This is a genomic window from Levilactobacillus parabrevis, assembly GCF_044051715.1.
Classification (GTDB): domain Bacteria; phylum Bacillota; class Bacilli; order Lactobacillales; family Lactobacillaceae; genus Levilactobacillus; species Levilactobacillus parabrevis.
Window position 1 is genome coordinate 1 of record NZ_CP168688.1, and the last position, 21,045, is coordinate 21,045.

The 21,045-nt window shown below is 48.9% G+C and carries 9 protein-coding genes and 6 rRNA genes; 5 read left to right on the forward strand and 10 right to left on the reverse strand.

Annotation, left to right across the window (positions count from 1 at the left end; genetic code table 11):
- Positions 1 to 26: 26 nt before the first annotated feature.
- The 5 genes from rrf (ACEPSU_RS00180) to ACEPSU_RS00200 all read right to left on the reverse strand — a co-directional run bounded on the left by rrf (ACEPSU_RS00180) (position 27) and on the right by ACEPSU_RS00200 (position 7,132).
- Positions 27 to 143: ribosomal RNA gene (gene rrf, locus ACEPSU_RS00180) — 5S ribosomal RNA — on the reverse strand.
- Between the two features lie 75 nt (positions 144 to 218).
- A 23S ribosomal RNA gene (locus ACEPSU_RS00185) occupies positions 219 to 3,137 on the reverse strand.
- Positions 3,138 to 3,354: 217 nt separating this feature from the next.
- A 16S ribosomal RNA gene (locus tag ACEPSU_RS00190) occupies positions 3,355 to 4,920 on the reverse strand.
- The 16S, 23S and 5S rRNA genes sit together here, the layout of an rRNA operon.
- A gap of 553 nt (positions 4,921 to 5,473) precedes the next feature.
- Positions 5,474 to 6,247, reverse strand: coding sequence for an ABC transporter permease (locus tag ACEPSU_RS00195; protein WP_395321989.1), 774 nt, complete (start codon positions 6,245 to 6,247; stop codon positions 5,474 to 5,476).
- Positions 6,248 to 6,250: 3 nt separating this feature from the next.
- Positions 6,251 to 7,132 carry an ABC transporter ATP-binding protein gene (locus ACEPSU_RS00200; protein WP_395323113.1) on the reverse strand — a complete coding sequence of 294 codons (882 nt, stop codon included), beginning with the start codon at positions 7,130 to 7,132 and terminating at the stop codon, positions 6,251 to 6,253.
- A 163-nt stretch (positions 7,133 to 7,295) separates the two neighbouring features.
- On the opposite strand from ACEPSU_RS00200, the gene ACEPSU_RS00205 reads away from it, so the two are divergent.
- On the forward strand, positions 7,296 to 7,880 hold the full coding sequence (locus tag ACEPSU_RS00205; protein ID WP_395321991.1) for a helix-turn-helix domain-containing protein: 585 nt from the start codon (positions 7,296 to 7,298) through the stop codon (positions 7,878 to 7,880).
- A 484-nt stretch (positions 7,881 to 8,364) separates the two neighbouring features.
- Here ACEPSU_RS00205 and rrf (ACEPSU_RS00210) read toward each other — a convergent pair.
- From rrf (ACEPSU_RS00210) to ACEPSU_RS00225, 4 genes are all read right to left on the reverse strand, one after another.
- Positions 8,365 to 8,481: ribosomal RNA gene (gene rrf, locus ACEPSU_RS00210) — 5S ribosomal RNA — on the reverse strand.
- Positions 8,482 to 8,553: 72 nt separating this feature from the next.
- Positions 8,554 to 11,472, reverse strand: a 23S ribosomal RNA gene (locus tag ACEPSU_RS00215).
- Between the two features lie 217 nt (positions 11,473 to 11,689).
- Positions 11,690 to 13,255, reverse strand: a 16S ribosomal RNA gene (locus ACEPSU_RS00220).
- A gap of 494 nt (positions 13,256 to 13,749) precedes the next feature.
- Positions 13,750 to 14,934, reverse strand: a complete 1,185-nt coding sequence (locus ACEPSU_RS00225) for an MFS transporter (RefSeq protein ID WP_395321993.1) — start codon at positions 14,932 to 14,934, stop codon at positions 13,750 to 13,752.
- A gap of 257 nt (positions 14,935 to 15,191) precedes the next feature.
- Between ACEPSU_RS00225 and lysS the strand changes: the two genes are divergently transcribed.
- Both lysS and ACEPSU_RS00235 read left to right on the forward strand, forming a co-directional pair.
- Positions 15,192 to 16,703 carry a lysine--tRNA ligase gene (gene lysS, locus ACEPSU_RS00230; RefSeq protein WP_395323449.1) on the forward strand — a complete coding sequence of 504 codons (1,512 nt, stop codon included), beginning with the start codon at positions 15,192 to 15,194 and terminating at the stop codon, positions 16,701 to 16,703.
- 19 nt (positions 16,704 to 16,722) lie between these two features.
- Entirely contained in the window at positions 16,723 to 18,234 is a 1,512-nt protein-coding gene (locus ACEPSU_RS00235; protein ID WP_395321996.1) for a UDP-N-acetylmuramoyl-L-alanyl-D-glutamate--2,6-diaminopimelate ligase, read from the forward strand.
- A gap of 69 nt (positions 18,235 to 18,303) precedes the next feature.
- On the opposite strand, the gene ACEPSU_RS00240 is transcribed toward ACEPSU_RS00235, so the two are convergent.
- Positions 18,304 to 19,269 (reverse strand): hypothetical protein, encoded by a 966-nt coding sequence (locus ACEPSU_RS00240; RefSeq protein ID WP_395321998.1) that lies wholly within the window; start codon positions 19,267 to 19,269, stop codon positions 18,304 to 18,306.
- A 314-nt stretch (positions 19,270 to 19,583) separates the two neighbouring features.
- Between ACEPSU_RS00240 and ACEPSU_RS00245 the strand changes: the two genes are divergently transcribed.
- Both ACEPSU_RS00245 and ACEPSU_RS00250 read left to right on the forward strand, forming a co-directional pair.
- The gene (locus ACEPSU_RS00245; protein WP_395322000.1) at positions 19,584 to 20,753 is read left to right on the forward strand and encodes a thiolase family protein; all 1,170 of its coding nucleotides are present in this window, start codon (positions 19,584 to 19,586) and stop codon (positions 20,751 to 20,753) included.
- Positions 20,754 to 20,804: 51 nt separating this feature from the next.
- Positions 20,805 to 20,996: a hypothetical protein gene (locus tag ACEPSU_RS00250; RefSeq protein ID WP_395322002.1), complete on the forward strand. Its 192-nt coding sequence runs from the start codon at positions 20,805 to 20,807 to the stop codon at positions 20,994 to 20,996.
- Positions 20,997 to 21,045 lie beyond the last annotated feature (49 nt).

Genomic DNA, 21,045 nt, shown 5'->3' on the forward strand with positions numbered 1-21,045 from the left:
AGAACCCTCACAGGGTTCTTTTTCTCGCGTGGCAACGTCCTATCCTCGCAGGGGGCGATCCCCCAACTACTATCGGCGTGCTAAAGCTTAACTTCCGTGTTCGGCATGGGAACGGGTGTATCCTTTAGGCTATCGCCACCACACTATAAGAGAACTTCTTCCCTCAAAACTAGATATTATTCAATTATCTTCCATTCGGAAACAACCACGTTTTCAACTTGGTTAAGTCCTCGACCGATTAGTACTGGTCCGCTCCACGCCTCACGGCGCTGCTACTTCCAGCCTATCTACCTGATCATCTTTCAGGGGTCTTACTTCCATATAGGAATGGGAAATCTCATCTCGAGGCGAGTTTCACACTTAGATGCTTTCAGCGTTTATCTCATCCATACATAGCTACCCAGCGATGCGCCTGGCGGCACAACTGGTACACCAGCGGTATGTCCATCCCGGTCCTCTCGTACTAAGGACAGCTCCTCTCAAATTTCCTACGCCCGCGACGGATAGGGACCGAACTGTCTCACGACGTTCTGAACCCAGCTCGCGTACCGCTTTAATGGGCGAACAGCCCAACCCTTGGGACCGACTACAGCCCCAGGATGCGATGAGCCGACATCGAGGTGCCAAACCTCCCCGTCGATGTGGACTCTTGGGGGAGATAAGCCTGTTATCCCCAGGGTAGCTTTTATCCGTTGAGCGATGGCCCTTCCATACGGTACCACCGGATCACTAAGCCCGACTTTCGTCCCTGCTCGACCTGTCTGTCTCGCAGTCAAGCTCTCTTCTGCCTTTACACTCGACGAATGATTTCCAACCATTCTGAGAGAACCTTTGGGCGCCTCCGTTACTTTTTAGGAGGCGACCGCCCCAGTCAAACTGCCTACCTGACACTGTCTCCCACCACGATTAGTGGTGCGGGTTAGAGTGTTCACACAGCGAGGGTCGTATCCCACCAGCGCCTCACTCGAAACTAGCGTTCCGAGTTCTACGGCTCCGACCTATCCTGTACAAGCTGTGTCAACACCCAATATCAAGCTACAGTAAAGCTCCATGGGGTCTTTCCGTCCTGTCGCGGGTAACCTGCATCTTCACAGGTAATATAATTTCACCGAGTCTCTCGTTGAGACAGTGCCCAGATCGTTACGCCTTTCGTGCGGGTCGGAACTTACCCGACAAGGAATTTCGCTACCTTAGGACCGTTATAGTTACGGCCGCCGTTTACTGGGGCTTCATTTCTGGGCTTCGCCGAAGCTAACTCATCCACTTAACCTTCCAGCACCGGGCAGGCGTCAGCCCCTATACGTCATCTTGCGATTTTGCAGAAACCTGTGTTTTTGATAAACAGTCGCCTGGGCCTTTTCACTGCGGCTACACTTGCGTGTAGCACCCCTTCTCCCGAAGTTACGGGGTCATTTTGCCGAGTTCCTTAACGAGAGTTCACTCGCTCACCTTAGGATACTCTCCTCGACTACCTGTGTCGGTTTGCGGTACGGGTAATTAATCACTAACTAGAAGCTTTTCTCGGCAGTGTGACATCTGGCGCTTCCCTACTAAAATTCGGTCCTCGTCACGCCTTGTCCTTAGCGATAAGCATTTAACTCATCACCAGACTTGACGCTTGAACACACATTTCCAATCGTGTGCACACCATAGCCTACTGCGTCCCTCCATCGTTCAAACATGATTAACTAGTACAGGAATATCAACCTGTTATCCATCGCCTACGCTTCTCAGCCTCGGCTTAGGTCCCGACTAACCCTGGGAGGACGAGCCTTCCCCAGGAAACCTTAGTCATTCGGTGGATCAGATTCTCACTGATCTTTCGCTACTCATACCGGCATTCTCACTTCTAAGCGCTCCACTAGTCCTTGCGGTCTAGCTTCGTTGCCCTTAGAACGCTCTCCTATCACGCGACCTATTGGTCGCATCCATAATTTCGGTAACATGCTTAGCCCCGGTAAATTTTCGGCGCGGGATCACTCGGCTAGTGAGCTATTACGCACTCTTTAAATGGTGGCTGCTTCTGAGCCAACATCCTAGCTGTCTGTGCAACTCCACATCCTTTTCCACTCAGCATGTATTTAGGGACCTTAATTGATGGTCTGGGCTGTTCCCCTTTCGACGGTGGATCTTATCACTCATCGTCTGACTCCCGGATATAAATCAGTGGCATTCGGAGTTTATCTGAATTCAGTAACCCATGACGGGCCCCTAGTCCAAACAGTGGCTCTACCTCCACGATTCTTAACTCCGAGGCTAACCCTAAAGCTATTTCGGAGAGAACCAGCTATCTCCAAGTTCGTTTGGAATTTCACCGCTATCCACACCTCATCCCAGCATTTTTCAACATACACGGGTTCGGTCCTCCAGTGCGTTTTACCGCACCTTCAACCTGGACATGGATAGGTCACCTGGTTTCGGGTCTACATCAACTTACTGAAACGCCCGTTTCAGACTCGCTTTCGCTACGGCTCCGGTCTTTACACCTTAACCTTGCAAATTAACGTAACTCGCCGGTTCATTCTACAAAAGGCACGCTATCACCCATTAACGGGCTCTAACTAATTGTAGGCACATGGTTTCAGGAACTATTTCACTCCGCTTCCGCGGTGCTTTTCACCTTTCCCTCACGGTACTGGTTCACTATCGGTCACTAGGGAGTATTTAGCCTTGGGAGATGGTCCTCCCGGATTCCGACCACGTTTCACGTGTGTGGCCGTACTCAGGATACTGAACTGAGGGTCAACAATTTCATCTACGGGGGTATCACCCTCTATGCCGAGTCTTCCCAGACTCTTCGATTATCATTGACTTTGGTAACTCAAATGTTCAGTCCTACAACCCCAAAGAGCAAGCTCTTTGGTTTGGGCTATTCCCCGTTCGCTCGCCGCTACTTAGGGAATCGATTTTTCTTTCTATTCCTGCGGGTACTTAGATGTTTCAGTTCCCCGCGTCTGCCTCAACTCAAGTATGTATTCCCTGAGTTGTAATTACTGATTAAAGTAATTGGGTTTCCCCATTCGGAAATCTCCGGATCAAAGCTTACGTACAGCTCCCCGAAGCATATCGGTGTTAGTCCCGTCCTTCATCGGCTCCTAGTACCAAGGCATCCACCATGCGCCCTTCATAACTTAACCTAACGATTACTTCGTAATCGCTGATTAATTGAGTATTAGCGATATAAACTAATTAAAAAACTCAAAAATACGCAGTTGTTTCTCGGTTTTAATTATCTTAATAATTAAAGGAAAATAATTGATAATATCTAGTTTTCAAAGAACAAGTTTGAGGGTAGACCCCTCAAAACTGACCATTGTTTCGACAAAGTATGTGTAGCCTCCGTATATTCCTTAGAAAGGAGGTGATCCAGCCGCAGGTTCTCCTACGGCTACCTTGTTACGACTTCACCCTAATCATCTGTCCCACCTTAGACGGCTGACTCCCGAAGGTTATCTCACCGGCTTTGGGTGTTACAAACTCTCATGGTGTGACGGGCGGTGTGTACAAGGCCCGGGAACGTATTCACCGCGGCATGCTGATCCGCGATTACTAGCGATTCCAACTTCATGTAGGCGAGTTGCAGCCTACAATCCGAACTGAGAACGGCTTTAAGAGATTAGCTTAGCCTCACGACTTCGCGACTCGTTGTACCGTCCATTGTAGCACGTGTGTAGCCCAGGTCATAAGGGGCATGATGATTTGACGTCATCCCCACCTTCCTCCGGTTTGTCACCGGCAGTCTCACCAGAGTGCCCAACTTAATGCTGGCAACTGATAATAAGGGTTGCGCTCGTTGCGGGACTTAACCCAACATCTCACGACACGAGCTGACGACAACCATGCACCACCTGTATCCATGTCCCCGAAGGGAACGTCCTATCTCTAGGATTTGCATAGTATGTCAAGACCTGGTAAGGTTCTTCGCGTAGCTTCGAATTAAACCACATGCTCCACCGCTTGTGCGGGCCCCCGTCAATTCCTTTGAGTTTCAACCTTGCGGTCGTACTCCCCAGGCGGAGTGCTTAATGCGTTAGCTGCGGCACTGAAGGGCGGAAACCCTCCAACACCTAGCACTCATCGTTTACGGCATGGACTACCAGGGTATCTAATCCTGTTTGCTACCCATGCTTTCGAGCCTCAGCGTCAGTTACAGACTAGACAGCCGCCTTCGCCACTGGTGTTCTTCCATATATCTACGCATTCCACCGCTACACATGGAGTTCCACTGTCCTCTTCTGCACTCAAGTCTCCCAGTTTCCGATGCACTTCTCCGGTTAAGCCGAAGGCTTTCACATCAGACTTAAGAAACCGCCTGCGCTCGCTTTACGCCCAATAAATCCGGACAACGCTTGCCACCTACGTATTACCGCGGCTGCTGGCACGTAGTTAGCCGTGGCTTTCTGGTTAAATACCGTCAACTCCTGAACAGTTACTCTCAAGAGTGTTCTTCTTTAACAACAGAGTTTTACGAGCCGAAACCCTTCTTCACTCACGCGGCATTGCTCCATCAGACTTTCGTCCATTGTGGAAGATTCCCTACTGCTGCCTCCCGTAGGAGTTTGGGCCGTGTCTCAGTCCCAATGTGGCCGATTACCCTCTCAGGTCGGCTACGTATCATTGTCTTGGTGGGCCTTTACCTCACCAACTAACTAATACGCCGCGGGTCCATCCAGAAGTGATAGCCGAAACCACCTTTCAAACAGAAACCATGCGGTTTCTGTTGTTATACGGTATTAGCACCTGTTTCCAAGTGTTATCCCCTGCTTCTGGGCAAGTTACCCACGTGTTACTCACCAGTTCGCCACTCGCTTCATTGTTAAAATCAGTGCAAGCACGTCATTCAACGGAAGCTCGTTCGACTTGCATGTATTAGGCATGCCGCCAGCGTTCGTCCTGAGCCAGGATCAAACTCTCATCTTAAAGATGATGCTTGAATAGCTCATCGATTGTTGTTACTTTATTTTCATAAAAGCGAATTGACTTCGCAAATATTGTTTGGGTTTGATACCTAGTATCAAACCGCCCTACACATATTTGGTTTGTCGAAACAATGTTCAGTTTTCAAAGGTCTACTTGTTATCCGCTCTCGCAGACAACTTAATCATCATACCATTTAGCTGATATGAATGTCAACAAGAAGTTTTAAATAATAATTCTTGTCGTTTGTTGCTTCTTAATGAAGCAGCTCAATTAATATACCATTTTGTCAGACTACTTGTCAACAAGCAATTTAACTTTTTAAATTAACGAGTTGCTGTCGTAAAAGACAACTTAGATAATATACCATGCACATCATCTGCCTGTCAACAAAAATTCTAAATTAATGTCGATCTCCCCCACTATTCGCTTGCAGCGGCCCCAGAACCATCTCGCACTCCTCCCTGTTATGGGCCCGAAGCTACCAGTAGAATGTCGCCGTAACGCCTGTCGTCATAACTAGCCTGCAAAACATGTTTCCGGCACCCTCCTCAACCTAAATTCGCCGCCTTGAAAAGATCACTGCACCTACCCCGACAAAGAACAACGCCCATACAAGATTTCCGACACCCAACTGTTGAATCGTCAAATGGGTCACATTCTGCTGGTAGCTGGGATTGCCATACTCCTCCTGCAGGAAGAACATATTAAACGGATTCCATTTCATCACTGGCAGCAACGACTTAAACGACTGCAATAATAGACTGGACACACCCTCACCAACGAAACAAACACCAACACCAATAGCAATCGCTGCTGCACTGTTATGACTGCAACTTGCCAGTAAGAAGACTAGCCCAACAATCATCACACTGCCATACATATCCAATGCTGCATTTGTTACTAAATTAGCCAATAAAGATTGATGGTAGAGATAGATGTTCTGCCACGAGAGGTTTCGCCCACCGCTCCCCTTGAGCAACAGTGTCATGAGGATGACTACCCCATGGAGTAAGACACTATAGCCGAGGACTAAGACATACTTCCCCACAAAAATCGTCCAGCGATGATTCACTTGAATCGCCAACTGCTTGATGGTCCCGTACTCAAACTCCATTGTCACACAGCTAGCGCCAATCACAATAATGAGTATTGTCAGCCATTGGAACCCGCCATACGCCGATGAAACATAAAATTTCTGATCACTGACCGATCCCCCATGTGCCGTCATTGCCAGTCCTGCCTGTAAAAGGACCAAGATGACTGGTGCGAGCCATGCCAATCGCTGATGTCTGAATTTAAAAATCTCCTGTTGTAATAATTGTCCCATGCCCTATGCCTTCCTTTCCGCTAATAAGCGTAACAAGACCGTCTCTAAATCCTCCTGGTACTGGTTCACCTTTAAAATCTGGATATGGGCGTCGAGAATGGTGTGCAGTAAGGGCGTCAGCGCAACCGGCTTGCTCACAATTAAGTCGCTACCCCGCTGTACTACCGGATAGTCCGCCTGTAAGAGCACCCGTAAAGCCCGCGCATTCTCCATCGTTCGTATCATCAAAGATTGCCGCGCCGATTCCTGAAACTGAGCCATCGTTCGTTGCAACAAGACTTGTCCCTGATCAATTAGAATCACTGTATCAATGATCTTTTCCAACTCACTCAAAATATGACTGGAAATTAGAAATGTAGTCCCTTCCCGTGCCAATTGAACGATCAAATGGCGCAATCGCTTAACCGACTGTGGGTCCAACCCATTCATTGGCTCATCCAATATGACTAACCGTGGTCGGTTCACTAATGCCATGGCGATCCCCAGTTTTTGCTTCATGCCTAACGAATACCGTTTGGCCGGCCGGTGGATATAATTTTCCATCTGAAAGGCCTGCACGACCCACTTCATTTGTTCCACAGAGTTCGTTATCAATTGCAAATGTTGCCAGCCACTCAGAAAAGGATAAATCGCCGGACGTTCAATGAGCGCACCTACCTGTTGCGTCACAACTGTATGGGTAGTAACCGACACTGGCTGACTCAAAATCCGAATGTCCCCGGCATCCGTCGCCAGCAGTCCCAGCAATGCTTTCATAATGGTCGTCTTCCCCGCACCATTGGGACCGACTAACCCAACAATTTTGCCGGCTGAAAATTCAAAGTTCACATCATGTAAGACGGTTCGGTGACCGAAAGTTTTTCGTAACCCGACTACTCGAACCATTTTTTCTTGTACGCGTTGCACTAGACATCGTCTCCTTTACTCCCTTTCAGCGTACCCGTTCAAACCGCCGGATGATACGGATGCTAGCGAGAATAGCTTGCTATTTTCTGCTGATTCTCTATGCTAGAGGTAACAGCAATTATTAAGGAAGTGAGGTGCCCCCATGGCATCGACAGAACTAGGCCCGCGTTTGAAACAGTTCCGGCAAACACAACAATTAACCCAAACAGCATTGGCAGATCAGCTTCACGTCTCGCGCCAAACCGTTTCCAGCTGGGAGACCGGACGGAACCAACCGGACATCGCCACCATTACCCAATTAGCCACTCTATATGCTGTTCCAGTAGATGTCCTCTTACAGGGCACAACAGCAATACCCGCAACAAAAACAGTTACCAACCCAAGTTCCATCCTATTAGTGGTCCTGTTCGGCATTCTCCTGGTGGAACGTATCACCCAGTTTTCAACCTTCCCCGGCCTCTACTGGATTGACTTTCTTATCCTCTTGTTGGTTGGTCTGATGATTAATTTAGGCATTGCTCGTCACCACCCGAACATTTGGACAAATCGGGTACATTGGATTGGCTTGTCGGTGTTTGCCATGCTTAGCCTCATTAGTGGGAGTATCAATGCCTTTAACATGGGCTTTGGCCTCATGACGACCTGTCAATTCAGCGGCCTAGTGGTTGTCATCGCACTGGTCAGAAAGTACTGGCAATCTCGAGCCGTTAAGGTTAAACAACACTAAGGTCATTCGAACGTAAAGTTTAATTTAGTTCCTCGCAAAAAAGGGCAACGACCTTCCCACATGGAAGCGCCGTTACCCTTTTAAATTGACCATTCTTCTAATCTTGTTTAGTGGGAGCGTAAAATACACCACTAATTCAACAGCAGCGTACTTCCATCACTATTGGCCACTAAAAACAAATGGCATTAACTTAGCCGGAGGTCGGTCCCAGAATTACGCACCCCCATTCCGAACATTATCGGCTTTAACCCTGTTCAGTCGAGATACGTCGTCCATTCATTATAATCTTGATTTGCTTACGCGCATTCTCTACCTGTGACACCACAAAGAAAGATGCAACAACGCCATAAGCGCACTTGAACCAGTACGTCCATTTCACTTTTGACGTCGCTCAGTTGCCAGGTACACTGTCGCTATGGTCATGCGACCGTCCTTCTTTTATTTTTTTGCATAAAAAAAGAACCCTCACAGGGTTCTTTTGCTCGCGTGGCAACGTCCTATCCTCGCAGGGGGCGATCCCCCAACTACTATCGGCGTGCTAAAGCTTAACTTCCGTGTTCGGCATGGGAACGGGTGTATCCTTTAGGCTATCGCCACCACACTATAAGAGAACTTCTTCCCTCAAAACTAGATATTATTCAATTATTTCCTCGGAAACAACCACGTTTTCAACTTGGTTAAGTCCTCGACCGATTAGTACTGGTCCGCTCCACGCCTCACGGCGCTGCTACTTCCAGCCTATCTACCTGATCATCTTTCAGGGGTCTTACTTCCATATAGGAATGGGAAATCTCATCTCGAGGCGAGTTTCACACTTAGATGCTTTCAGCGTTTATCTCATCCATACATAGCTACCCAGCGATGCGCCTGGCGGCACAACTGGTACACCAGCGGTATGTCCATCCCGGTCCTCTCGTACTAAGGACAGCTCCTCTCAAATTTCCTACGCCCGCGACGGATAGGGACCGAACTGTCTCACGACGTTCTGAACCCAGCTCGCGTACCGCTTTAATGGGCGAACAGCCCAACCCTTGGGACCGACTACAGCCCCAGGATGCGATGAGCCGACATCGAGGTGCCAAACCTCCCCGTCGATGTGGACTCTTGGGGGAGATAAGCCTGTTATCCCCAGGGTAGCTTTTATCCGTTGAGCGATGGCCCTTCCATACGGTACCACCGGATCACTAAGCCCGACTTTCGTCCCTGCTCGACCTGTCTGTCTCGCAGTCAAGCTCTCTTCTGCCTTTACACTCGACGAATGATTTCCAACCATTCTGAGAGAACCTTTGGGCGCCTCCGTTACTTTTTAGGAGGCGACCGCCCCAGTCAAACTGCCTACCTGACACTGTCTCCCACCACGATTAGTGGTGCGGGTTAGAGTGTTCACACAGCGAGGGTCGTATCCCACCAGCGCCTCACTCGAAACTAGCGTTCCGAGTTCTACGGCTCCGACCTATCCTGTACAAGCTGTGTCAACACCCAATATCAAGCTACAGTAAAGCTCCATGGGGTCTTTCCGTCCTGTCGCGGGTAACCTGCATCTTCACAGGTAATATAATTTCACCGAGTCTCTCGTTGAGACAGTGCCCAGATCGTTACGCCTTTCGTGCGGGTCGGAACTTACCCGACAAGGAATTTCGCTACCTTAGGACCGTTATAGTTACGGCCGCCGTTTACTGGGGCTTCATTTCTGGGCTTCGCCGAAGCTAACTCATCCACTTAACCTTCCAGCACCGGGCAGGCGTCAGCCCCTATACGTCATCTTGCGATTTTGCAGAAACCTGTGTTTTTGATAAACAGTCGCCTGGGCCTTTTCACTGCGGCTACACTTGCGTGTAGCACCCCTTCTCCCGAAGTTACGGGGTCATTTTGCCGAGTTCCTTAACGAGAGTTCACTCGCTCACCTTAGGATACTCTCCTCGACTACCTGTGTCGGTTTGCGGTACGGGTAATTAATCACTAACTAGAAGCTTTTCTCGGCAGTGTGACATCTGGCGCTTCCCTACTAAAATTCGGTCCTCGTCACGCCTTGTCCTTAGCGATAAGCATTTAACTCATCACCAGACTTGACGCTTGAACACACATTTCCAATCGTGTGCACACCATAGCCTACTGCGTCCCTCCATCGTTCAAACATGATTAACTAGTACAGGAATATCAACCTGTTATCCATCGCCTACGCTTCTCAGCCTCGGCTTAGGTCCCGACTAACCCTGGGAGGACGAGCCTTCCCCAGGAAACCTTAGTCATTCGGTGGATCAGATTCTCACTGATCTTTCGCTACTCATACCGGCATTCTCACTTCTAAGCGCTCCACTAGTCCTTGCGGTCTAGCTTCGTTGCCCTTAGAACGCTCTCCTATCACGCGACCTATTGGTCGCATCCATAATTTCGGTAACATGCTTAGCCCCGGTAAATTTTCGGCGCGGGATCACTCGGCTAGTGAGCTATTACGCACTCTTTAAATGGTGGCTGCTTCTGAGCCAACATCCTAGCTGTCTGTGCAACTCCACATCCTTTTCCACTCAGCATGTATTTAGGGACCTTAATTGATGGTCTGGGCTGTTCCCCTTTCGACGGTGGATCTTATCACTCATCGTCTGACTCCCGGATATAAATCAGTGGCATTCGGAGTTTATCTGAATTCAGTAACCCATGACGGGCCCCTAGTCCAAACAGTGGCTCTACCTCCACGATTCTTAACTCCGAGGCTAACCCTAAAGCTATTTCGGAGAGAACCAGCTATCTCCAAGTTCGTTTGGAATTTCACCGCTATCCACACCTCATCCCAGCATTTTTCAACATACACGGGTTCGGTCCTCCAGTGCGTTTTACCGCACCTTCAACCTGGACATGGATAGGTCACCTGGTTTCGGGTCTACATCAACTTACTGAAACGCCCGTTTCAGACTCGCTTTCGCTACGGCTCCGGTCTTTACACCTTAACCTTGCAAATTAACGTAACTCGCCGGTTCATTCTACAAAAGGCACGCTATCACCCATTAACGGGCTCTAACTAATTGTAGGCACATGGTTTCAGGAACTATTTCACTCCGCTTCCGCGGTGCTTTTCACCTTTCCCTCACGGTACTGGTTCACTATCGGTCACTAGGGAGTATTTAGCCTTGGGAGATGGTCCTCCCGGATTCCGACCACGTTTCACGTGTGTGGCCGTACTCAGGATACTGAACTGAGGGTCAACAATTTCATCTACGGGGGTATCACCCTCTATGCCGAGTCTTCCCAGACTCTTCGATTATCATTGACTTTGGTAACTCAAATGTTCAGTCCTACAACCCCAAAGAGCAAGCTCTTTGGTTTGGGCTATTCCCCGTTCGCTCGCCGCTACTTAGGGAATCGATTTTTCTTTCTATTCCTGCGGGTACTTAGATGTTTCAGTTCCCCGCGTCTGCCTCAACTCAAGTATGTATTCCCTGAGTTGTAATTACTGATTAAAGTAATTGGGTTTCCCCATTCGGAAATCTCCGGATCAAAGCTTACGTACAGCTCCCCGAAGCATATCGGTGTTAGTCCCGTCCTTCATCGGCTCCTAGTACCAAGGCATCCACCATGCGCCCTTCATAACTTAACCTAACGATTACTTCGTAATCGCTGATTAATTGAGTATTAGCGATATAAACTAATTAAAAAACTCAAAAATACGCAGTTGTTTCTCGGTTTTAATTATCTTAATAATTAAAGGAAAATAATTGATAATATCTAGTTTTCAAAGAACAAGTTTGAGGGTAGACCCCTCAAAACTGACCATTGTTTCGACAAAGTATGTGTAGCCTCCGTATATTCCTTAGAAAGGAGGTGATCCAGCCGCAGGTTCTCCTACGGCTACCTTGTTACGACTTCACCCTAATCATCTGTCCCACCTTAGACGGCTGACTCCCGAAGGTTATCTCACCGGCTTTGGGTGTTACAAACTCTCATGGTGTGACGGGCGGTGTGTACAAGGCCCGGGAACGTATTCACCGCGGCATGCTGATCCGCGATTACTAGCGATTCCAACTTCATGTAGGCGAGTTGCAGCCTACAATCCGAACTGAGAACGGCTTTAAGAGATTAGCTTAGCCTCACGACTTCGCGACTCGTTGTACCGTCCATTGTAGCACGTGTGTAGCCCAGGTCATAAGGGGCATGATGATTTGACGTCATCCCCACCTTCCTCCGGTTTGTCACCGGCAGTCTCACCAGAGTGCCCAACTTAATGCTGGCAACTGATAATAAGGGTTGCGCTCGTTGCGGGACTTAACCCAACATCTCACGACACGAGCTGACGACAACCATGCACCACCTGTATCCATGTCCCCGAAGGGAACGTCCTATCTCTAGGATTTGCATAGTATGTCAAGACCTGGTAAGGTTCTTCGCGTAGCTTCGAATTAAACCACATGCTCCACCGCTTGTGCGGGCCCCCGTCAATTCCTTTGAGTTTCAACCTTGCGGTCGTACTCCCCAGGCGGAGTGCTTAATGCGTTAGCTGCGGCACTGAAGGGCGGAAACCCTCCAACACCTAGCACTCATCGTTTACGGCATGGACTACCAGGGTATCTAATCCTGTTTGCTACCCATGCTTTCGAGCCTCAGCGTCAGTTACAGACTAGACAGCCGCCTTCGCCACTGGTGTTCTTCCATATATCTACGCATTCCACCGCTACACATGGAGTTCCACTGTCCTCTTCTGCACTCAAGTCTCCCAGTTTCCGATGCACTTCTCCGGTTAAGCCGAAGGCTTTCACATCAGACTTAAGAAACCGCCTGCGCTCGCTTTACGCCCAATAAATCCGGACAACGCTTGCCACCTACGTATTACCGCGGCTGCTGGCACGTAGTTAGCCGTGGCTTTCTGGTTAAATACCGTCAACTCCTGAACAGTTACTCTCAAGAGTATTCTTCTTTAACAACAGAGTTTTACGAGCCGAAACCCTTCTTCACTCACGCGGCATTGCTCCATCAGACTTTCGTCCATTGTGGAAGATTCCCTACTGCTGCCTCCCGTAGGAGTTTGGGCCGTGTCTCAGTCCCAATGTGGCCGATTACCCTCTCAGGTCGGCTACGTATCATTGTCTTGGTGGGCCTTTACCTCACCAACTAACTAATACGCCGCGGGTCCATCCAGAAGTGATAGCCGAAACCACCTTTCAAACAGAAACCATGCGGTTTCTGTTGTTATACGGTATTAGCACCTGTTTCCAAGTGTTATCCCCTGCTTCTGGGCAAGTTACCCACGTGTTACTCACCAGTTCGCCACTCGCTTCATTGTTAAAATCAGTGCAAGCACGTCATTCAACGGAAGCTCGTTCGACTTGCATGTATTAGGCATGCCGCCAGCGTTCGTCCTGAGCCAGGATCAAACTCTCATCTTAAAGATGATGCTTGAATAGCTCATCGATTGTTGTTACTTTATTTTCATAAAAGCGAATTGACTTCGCAAATATTGTTTGGGTTTGATACCTAGTATCAAACCGCCCTACACATATTTGGTTTGTCGAAACAATGTTCAGTTTTCAAAGGTCTACTTAGTTAATTGACGTATCAATCAACTTAATAATCATATCATGTTGCTGATGTGATGTCAACAAGAAGTTTGATTTAACAACGTTTCTCGCTGATTGGCTATCGCAAACGCGACAACTTAGTTATCATACCATGATATCAATTCGTCTGTCAACAAGCAATTTCAATGTTTTAAATTGGTCTAGCTTGTCGTCGTGAATTGGCAACGGATATAACTATACCAAGCAGGGGGACAATCGTCAACAAAAATCGCAAAATAATTGTATCTTTTTCAAAAGCCGAATGACTAACCTTACTGGCATTTTTTTGATAAGCGTAGACCGTGTGTTTCCTGATTTAAAGATCATAATGGTTCGTCCACTTTTTTCAGTCCTGGCAGGACCCCCACGGCCACGGCTAACATAATTAAGCCGTTGACCACGGCACAGATTAAAAATAACTGCGAAAAGCCTTGCGATGAACCGACAATCAGGCCACCCATTACGGGACCGATTGCTTTTCCTAATGAAGAGAATGCATTGACTAGTCCTTGGTACTTACCTTCGTTACCAATCGTGTACGCGTTAATTAATGCAGGCACCCCTGGCACGTAGATTGCTTCCCCCAAAGTTAGCAAGGTCATCGCTACGAATAAGACGACCGTACCCGTTGCACTACTTAATAGAAGAAACGAGCTTCCAATTGCTCCCAAGCCGATGATGATTTGGGCCGGTAAAGCCTTGATCCGACTGACTTTAGTCATTAAAGACTGCACGACAATCAAGAGCACGCCATTGTACACCCACAAATGGCTGTACAGACGAATACCCAACCCCTGATTCTGAATATAAACGGAAACGTTACTCATCCACTGCGCATAGGTTAGCCACATCAACGTCAAACTCACGAGAACCAGTCCGATTTGCATAATGCCTAATTGTACCCGCTTAACCGGCGCCTGTGAGGCAATCGCTGTCTTTCGAATCCCCCGGACGGGTTGCGACAGTCGCCCGGCATATTTAGCCCACAAGCCGGTCGCTAACAAATAACACACAATTAATAGAAAGAAAATTGGTTTCAGACTGTGGTGAAATAGAATCCCAATACTTGCTGTTCCTACAACTAAGCCTAAGTTAATGAAAATATAGAGAACATTGAAGACGCGGCCACTCCCCCGACTAAGGTGTGCTGCCACCGCCGTAATCAGTGTCAGCATACCACCCGTCAGCAGGCCAAAGATGATCAGCACAACAGGATACGCCAATCGGCCATTCCAAAAGAAGCCAATCACCGCATCAAGAACTAGCCCACCCAGCAGACCAAGCCCCACTCGTTTGGCATCAAAGCGATCCGTCAAGACCCCACCAAGGTAACCCCCTAACACGTTGAATCCTGAATAGGCCGCGAGAATCACCCCGCTGACAACCAGGCTCAGATTAAGATTATTATGTAGATAAATCGTCGTTAACGGCCACATCACACTATAAGCCGTGTTGACCAGTAATCCCAGCAGTAACAGTGGCCATAGTGAGCGAATCACCTTGTACATGTCGAACGCCTCCCTACAATAACCATCAGTCTATCACGTTTCCCTAGGGTATCGAAACCACCTAGCTAGAGAAAATATATCGATTAATTTAGTAAAGCGTTTCCATTCCCGAAGCTTCCCGAATACCATTTTCAATTTTCACTTTTTTCCTTATTTAACGGGCGATTAGGCTTGCTTATTAACCTAAAATCAACTAAATTTAAGGGAGGTCTGGATTCACAGAACTTTTGAATCAATACTTAATAGGAGGACACAACATGGGTAACAGCAAAAATAATAATGCCGCACCGACCGATCTGAATGATCAGATGCAGGTTCGTCGGGATAAAATGAACAATTTACAAGAACAGGGCATCGCGCCTTTCGGTCACCGCTTCGATAGAACTGACGACAGTAAGTCGCTCACTGAAAAATACGACAAGTATGACAAAGAAGAGCTGATGGAAGACAAACATTATGTTGCTGTTGCGGGTCGGATTACCGGTAAGCGTGGCAGCGGCAAGGCCGGGTTTATCGATTTGCTCGACAGAACTGGTGTCGTCCAAGGTTACGCCCGTCAAGACGAACTTGGCGAGGACAAATACGCCCTCTACAAGACGTTAGACTTAGGGGACTTTATCGGGGCCAAGGGTTACGTCATCAAGACGAATACCGGCGCCTTAACCTTACGTTTCACTGACTTTGAATTCTTATCCAAGGCTTTACGGCCATTGCCAGACAAGTATCACGGTCTGACGAACCCTGAAACCATCTACCGTCAACGGTACTTGGACCTGATTGCGAACCACGATAGCTTTGATCGGTTTATCAAGGTCACCCAAATCAAGAAGGCTATCCGGGAATACCTCGACAACGAAGGCTACCTGGAAGTTGACACCCCTGTCCTTCAAACTGAAGCCGGTGGTGCTGAAGCGCGGCCATTCGTGACCCACTCCAATGCTTTTGATATTCCATTGTACTTGCGGATTGCGACCGAACTCTATCTCAAGCGTTTGATCGTTGGTGGGATGGAAAAGGTTTACGAACTCGGCAAGGACTTCCGGAACGAAGGAACCGACTTACGGCACAACCCTGAATTCAACATGGTTGAAGTTTATACGGCTTATGCTGACTACACCGACGTTATGGACTTAACGGAAAACATCTTCCGTTACGTGGCTAACAAGGTCAACGGTTCTGGGAAATTGACTTACCAAGGTAAGGATATCGACCTCGATTCCGATTTCAAGCGCGTTCACATGGTTGACGCCGTTAAGGACGCTACCGGTATCGACTTCTGGCAACCAATGTCTGATGAAGACGCCCGGAAGTTAGCCGAAGAAAATGGCATTCACTGCGAACCATACTGGAAGGTTGGTCACATCATCAACGCCATCTTCGAAGAAAAGGTTCAAGACAACTTGATCAACCCTACCTTCATCTACGGTCACCCCGTTGAAATCTCACCACTGGCTAAGAAGAACCCTAAGGACCCTCGGTTTACCGACCGGTTTGAGCTCTACATTAACGGTGATGAATTTGGAAACGCCTTTACGGAATTAAACGACCCAATTGACCAACGTCAACGTTTCGAAGCCCAGGATACTGAACGGGCTGCCGGAAACGAAGAAGCCCATGGGATCGATTCTGACTACATCGAAGCCATGGAATACGGTATGCCGCCTACTGGTGGTCTGGGAATCGGTATCGATCGGATGACGATGTTACTGACCGACTCCGCATCAATTCGCGATGTCATGCTCTTCCCAACCATGCGGCCAAACGACTAATTCGAAAAGAGGCAATCGAATGAGAGTAAACCAGCTGATAGCGCTCCTCCAGGAACACAATCTGTATCGGGGAACAACACTATCCGACGACGTTGCCTTTGACGGGTTAGCTTATGACTCGCGCAAAGTTAGCGCCAATAGTCTCTTTGTTTGCAAAGGATTCAACTTCTCCGTGGACTACCTTCACCAAGCCGTAGCTAACGGTGCCAGTTGCTATTTGGCTGAAAAGGACTACGACATTGCCACCCCCGGAATTTTCGTGACCGACGTGCGCAAGGCCTTATCCTTAGCTGCCCAGCTATACTTCGGTTTCCCACAGAATGACCTCTTCGTGATCGGCTATACCGGGACCAAGGGCAAGACGACTTCTACGTATTTCACCAGAAATATCCTGGAACAGACTTTCCCGAAACAAGTTGCGATGTTCTCTACGATCAATCACATTTTGGGTCCAAAACCAGAGGATCAATTCAAGGCCCACCTGACCACAGCAGAATCATTCGATATCTTTCGGGAAATGCGCCAGGCCGTGACTAACGGACAGAAGGTGCTGGTCATGGAAGTTGCCTCGCAGGCCTACCTGTTAGACCGTGTATACGGATTGAAATTCAACGTGGGATTGTTCTTGAACATTTCCCCCGACCACATTGGGGTCAACGAGCACCCGAACTTTGCCAACTATCTTTTCTGCAAAATGCAGCTAATGTTGAACTCGGATAACTGTATCATTGATGCGGACACCGACCACTTCGACGAGGTTTTGGCAGCAGCAACGGTCTCGACGGCGCCCGACCACATCTTCACCTATGGCGTCGACCAGCCCACCGCGACGGTTTCCCTCACCAGTGAGGAAGCCACGTTGACCGCTAGCAAATTCCGGCTGACCGTCAATCAGGACACTGAACAGCTTGCCGACTTGGCAACGACTTACAGTGTTTCGGTTCCCGGCGACTTCAATCAGAGTAACGCTACGGCAGCAATTCTAGCCAGTGCCTTGGCTGGTGCTCACGTGACCGATATGCAAACGGGATTGGCAAACACCACCATTCCGGGACGGATGGAAGTGTTGACCACCAAGCAACACGGAACGGTCTACATTGACTACGCCCACGACTGGGGAAGCATGAACGCCCTCTTGCACTTCTTACACGCTCAATTCCCAGATCACCGTATTACGGCGGTCTTGGGAAGTACTGGCGATAAGGGTGAGGACCGGCGCGAGGGTTTTGCCAAAGCATTGAACGATTACGCCAACGTCGCTTTCTTAACAACGGATGACCCGGGTCACGAAGACCCCATTGCCATTGCCAAGGAAATCGATAGTCATATCGACCACACCAAGGTTCAGACAACGATTATTCCGCAGCGAGAAGACGCCATCCACCACGCCATTGCGACAGCAACGAATGACGACCTCGTGATTCTTGCCGGCAAAGGCCAGGATGCTTATCAAAAAATCAACGGTGTCGATACCCCCTACGCCACGGATCCAGTTGTGGCCCAGGAAGTCATCGATGAACTCGAAGCTTAATTGCTTATGAAACTAAAAAACGTCTAGGACAAGTTGTCCTAGACGTTTTTTAATCTCATTACTTCGTTACTACCGCTTTTTACGACGGTTACGCCGTTGCTTACGGCTGTATTTTAAATGTTTAGCCGGACGCTTCTTGGTTAGCTGACGGTCCGTGGTGAACAGTTCTCGTCCAGTCACGGGATGTGCATTCAAATAGTCTCGTGTGAAGGCGTCCACAGCATCATGATCATTGGCATCGATACCTGCTCGCCGCATAGCCGAAGCCAGTTCTTCATAGAAGCTTTCGAGTTTGGGATTGTACATGGTAACTAGGGCTGTATGATTCTTCGCAACCCACGCCAACAATTCTTGGGACTGCTTCAACTGCTGTTGATCAGCCAAGTAGGTGAACAACGTCGTTAAAGCGAAAGGTACCAGATTAAACAGTTCTGGTACACGATCTTTTTCATCCAACAAGTGGGTGAAGGGGCCAAACATAATGGATGAAACGGCCTCAGCATCCCAGTCGACCGGCTGAAGCTTTTTGCCCGTAATCATCAATTCCGCCGTGGTATGCACGATAGTGACGAACCGTTGCCGATCCGCAGCACTTAAATTGTGAACTTCCGGTTGCGTCCCCATCGCCGCTAACCAGTCTTCAACTAGCGTCACAACCCCCTCGTAAGCTTGTTGTTCCTCGGCAACTTCCGCGTGTTTTTCCACTAAGGCTGGCCGTGCCTGCTTCAATGCTGCCAGTAATTCTGGCAGGTTGGTAGCAGCTTGAGCCTTAAAGTAAGCCATCAGCACTGGAATAACCGCGACATAGTAGACGTGTGGTCGATCGACCAACGTTGGCAAAGCTGCCAACGTGCCGCTGACCTGCTGTGCGGTCCAGGCGCCGGTTCCTAAGTTAACGGCTGCACGGGCTTGCGTGATATCCTGTAGAATATCGGTCGCATACTTTTGCTGATTTGCGGATAACCGCGTTAAGTGCTCCGGGGTCAAGAACTCCGTGGGCGTCATTAGTTCGGCTGTTGCATCTGTCTCTTCCATAACTACAATTCCCCTATCTGTCTTGAATTCCACCCTCTATTATAAGCGATGACTGGCAGAATGGAAAATAACGGCTGTCTTCTATGAAAGAACGACCAACCTATTCCGTACAGAAACTAATTATTAATAATTGCCGCTGATTATTAATAACAATTTAACGAATCTTATCGTCACGCTGTCCATTACACCAAGACCCAAAATATTTAAGAAATGGCCAAATCTCACTGTTTCCCCGTCTAAATTCAAGACAAATTGGCCAAAGTCGGTTATATTTAAGGTTCGAAGACTTATCGGAAAAAGGAGCGCTCATTTACATGGCAGAAGAAGTTGTTATTGTTAGTGCGGCACGGACCCCCATCGGCAAATTTGGCCGCGGTCTGCGGTCAGTTTCAGCCGTCACGTTAGGTACCATTGCCGCCCAGGCCGCCGTCACCCGTAGCGGTCTCGACCCCGCCATGATTCAGCAAACCATCTTTGGTACCGTCCTGCAGGCTGGCCTAGGTCAAAATGTGGCCCGTCAGATTGAACTTAACGTTGGTCTCCCCGTCACAAGCACGGCAATGACCATCAATCAGGTCTGCGGATCAAGCCTAAAGGCTATTCGCCTGGGTCAAACGGCAATTCTCATGGGAGACGCCGATGCCGTTTTAGTCGGTGGTACGGAGAGTATGAGTCAGGCGCCCTATCTCAACCATCAATCACGTTGGGGCCACAAGTTTGGTGACGTCTCACTCACGGACAGCCTTACCCGCGACGGCCTCACCGACGCCTTTACCAACGTGCCTATGGGCATCACGGCGGAGAACGTTGCGGAACGATTCAACGTTAGTCGCGAGGCCCAAGACGCCTTCGCACTAAATTCGCAACAAAAAGCAGTTGCCGCACAACAACATTTCCAATTCAACGATGAAATCGTTCCGGTACCGGTCGGCGATGAGCTGATCACTCAGGACGAGGCTGTCCGCGCCGACACCTCGTTGGAAAAACTAGCTGCCTTGCGACCAGCATTTCGAGCCGATGGCACTGTGACCGCAGGGAATGCGGCTGGCCTTAACGATGGTGCCGCCGCAATGGTGCTGATGCGCAAATCTGCAGCTCAGGCTGCCAACATCCCTTACCTGGCAACACTGACGGGCTACCACGAAAATGGTATCGATCCCGACATCATGGGGTACGCACCAGTCTACGCCATCCAAGACGTTCTGGACCAACATCACTTACGCGTTAACGATATCGACCGCTATGAGGTCAACGAAGCCTTTGCCTCGCAGTCCGTCGCAATTGCTCGGGACCTTAAACTCCCCAGCGAGAAGCTCAACGTGAATGGTGGCAGCATTGCCCTCGGCCATCCACTCGGCGCCTCCGGAACCCGGATCGTCGTGACCCTCTTGCACGAATTGCTTCACAGTGATCTGCATCGTGGCCTCGCCGCCATGTGTATCGGTGGCGGCATGGGTATCGCGCTCCTATTGGAACGCGATTGACCCGTTCTCTGGTATAATGATGCCAACGACTTAGAGAAAAGGAAGCGCGCCATGTTAACTACGGATTTCGACGTTAAACTCAAATTGATCATTCTAACTGTAGTCGGTCTCTTGGCCTTGGCCGGGGTACTCGGCTACGTCTATCACCTGGACCATCACTTTAATCGCCGCTTAATTGGGGTCATTGCCGTCATGGTTGTCTTGGTTTTCGTTCTGATCTCACTGATCTTAATTCATCATTAATCTTCCAAAAAATCTTCACCACAATGGCCTTGGGTCGTTGCGGTGAAGA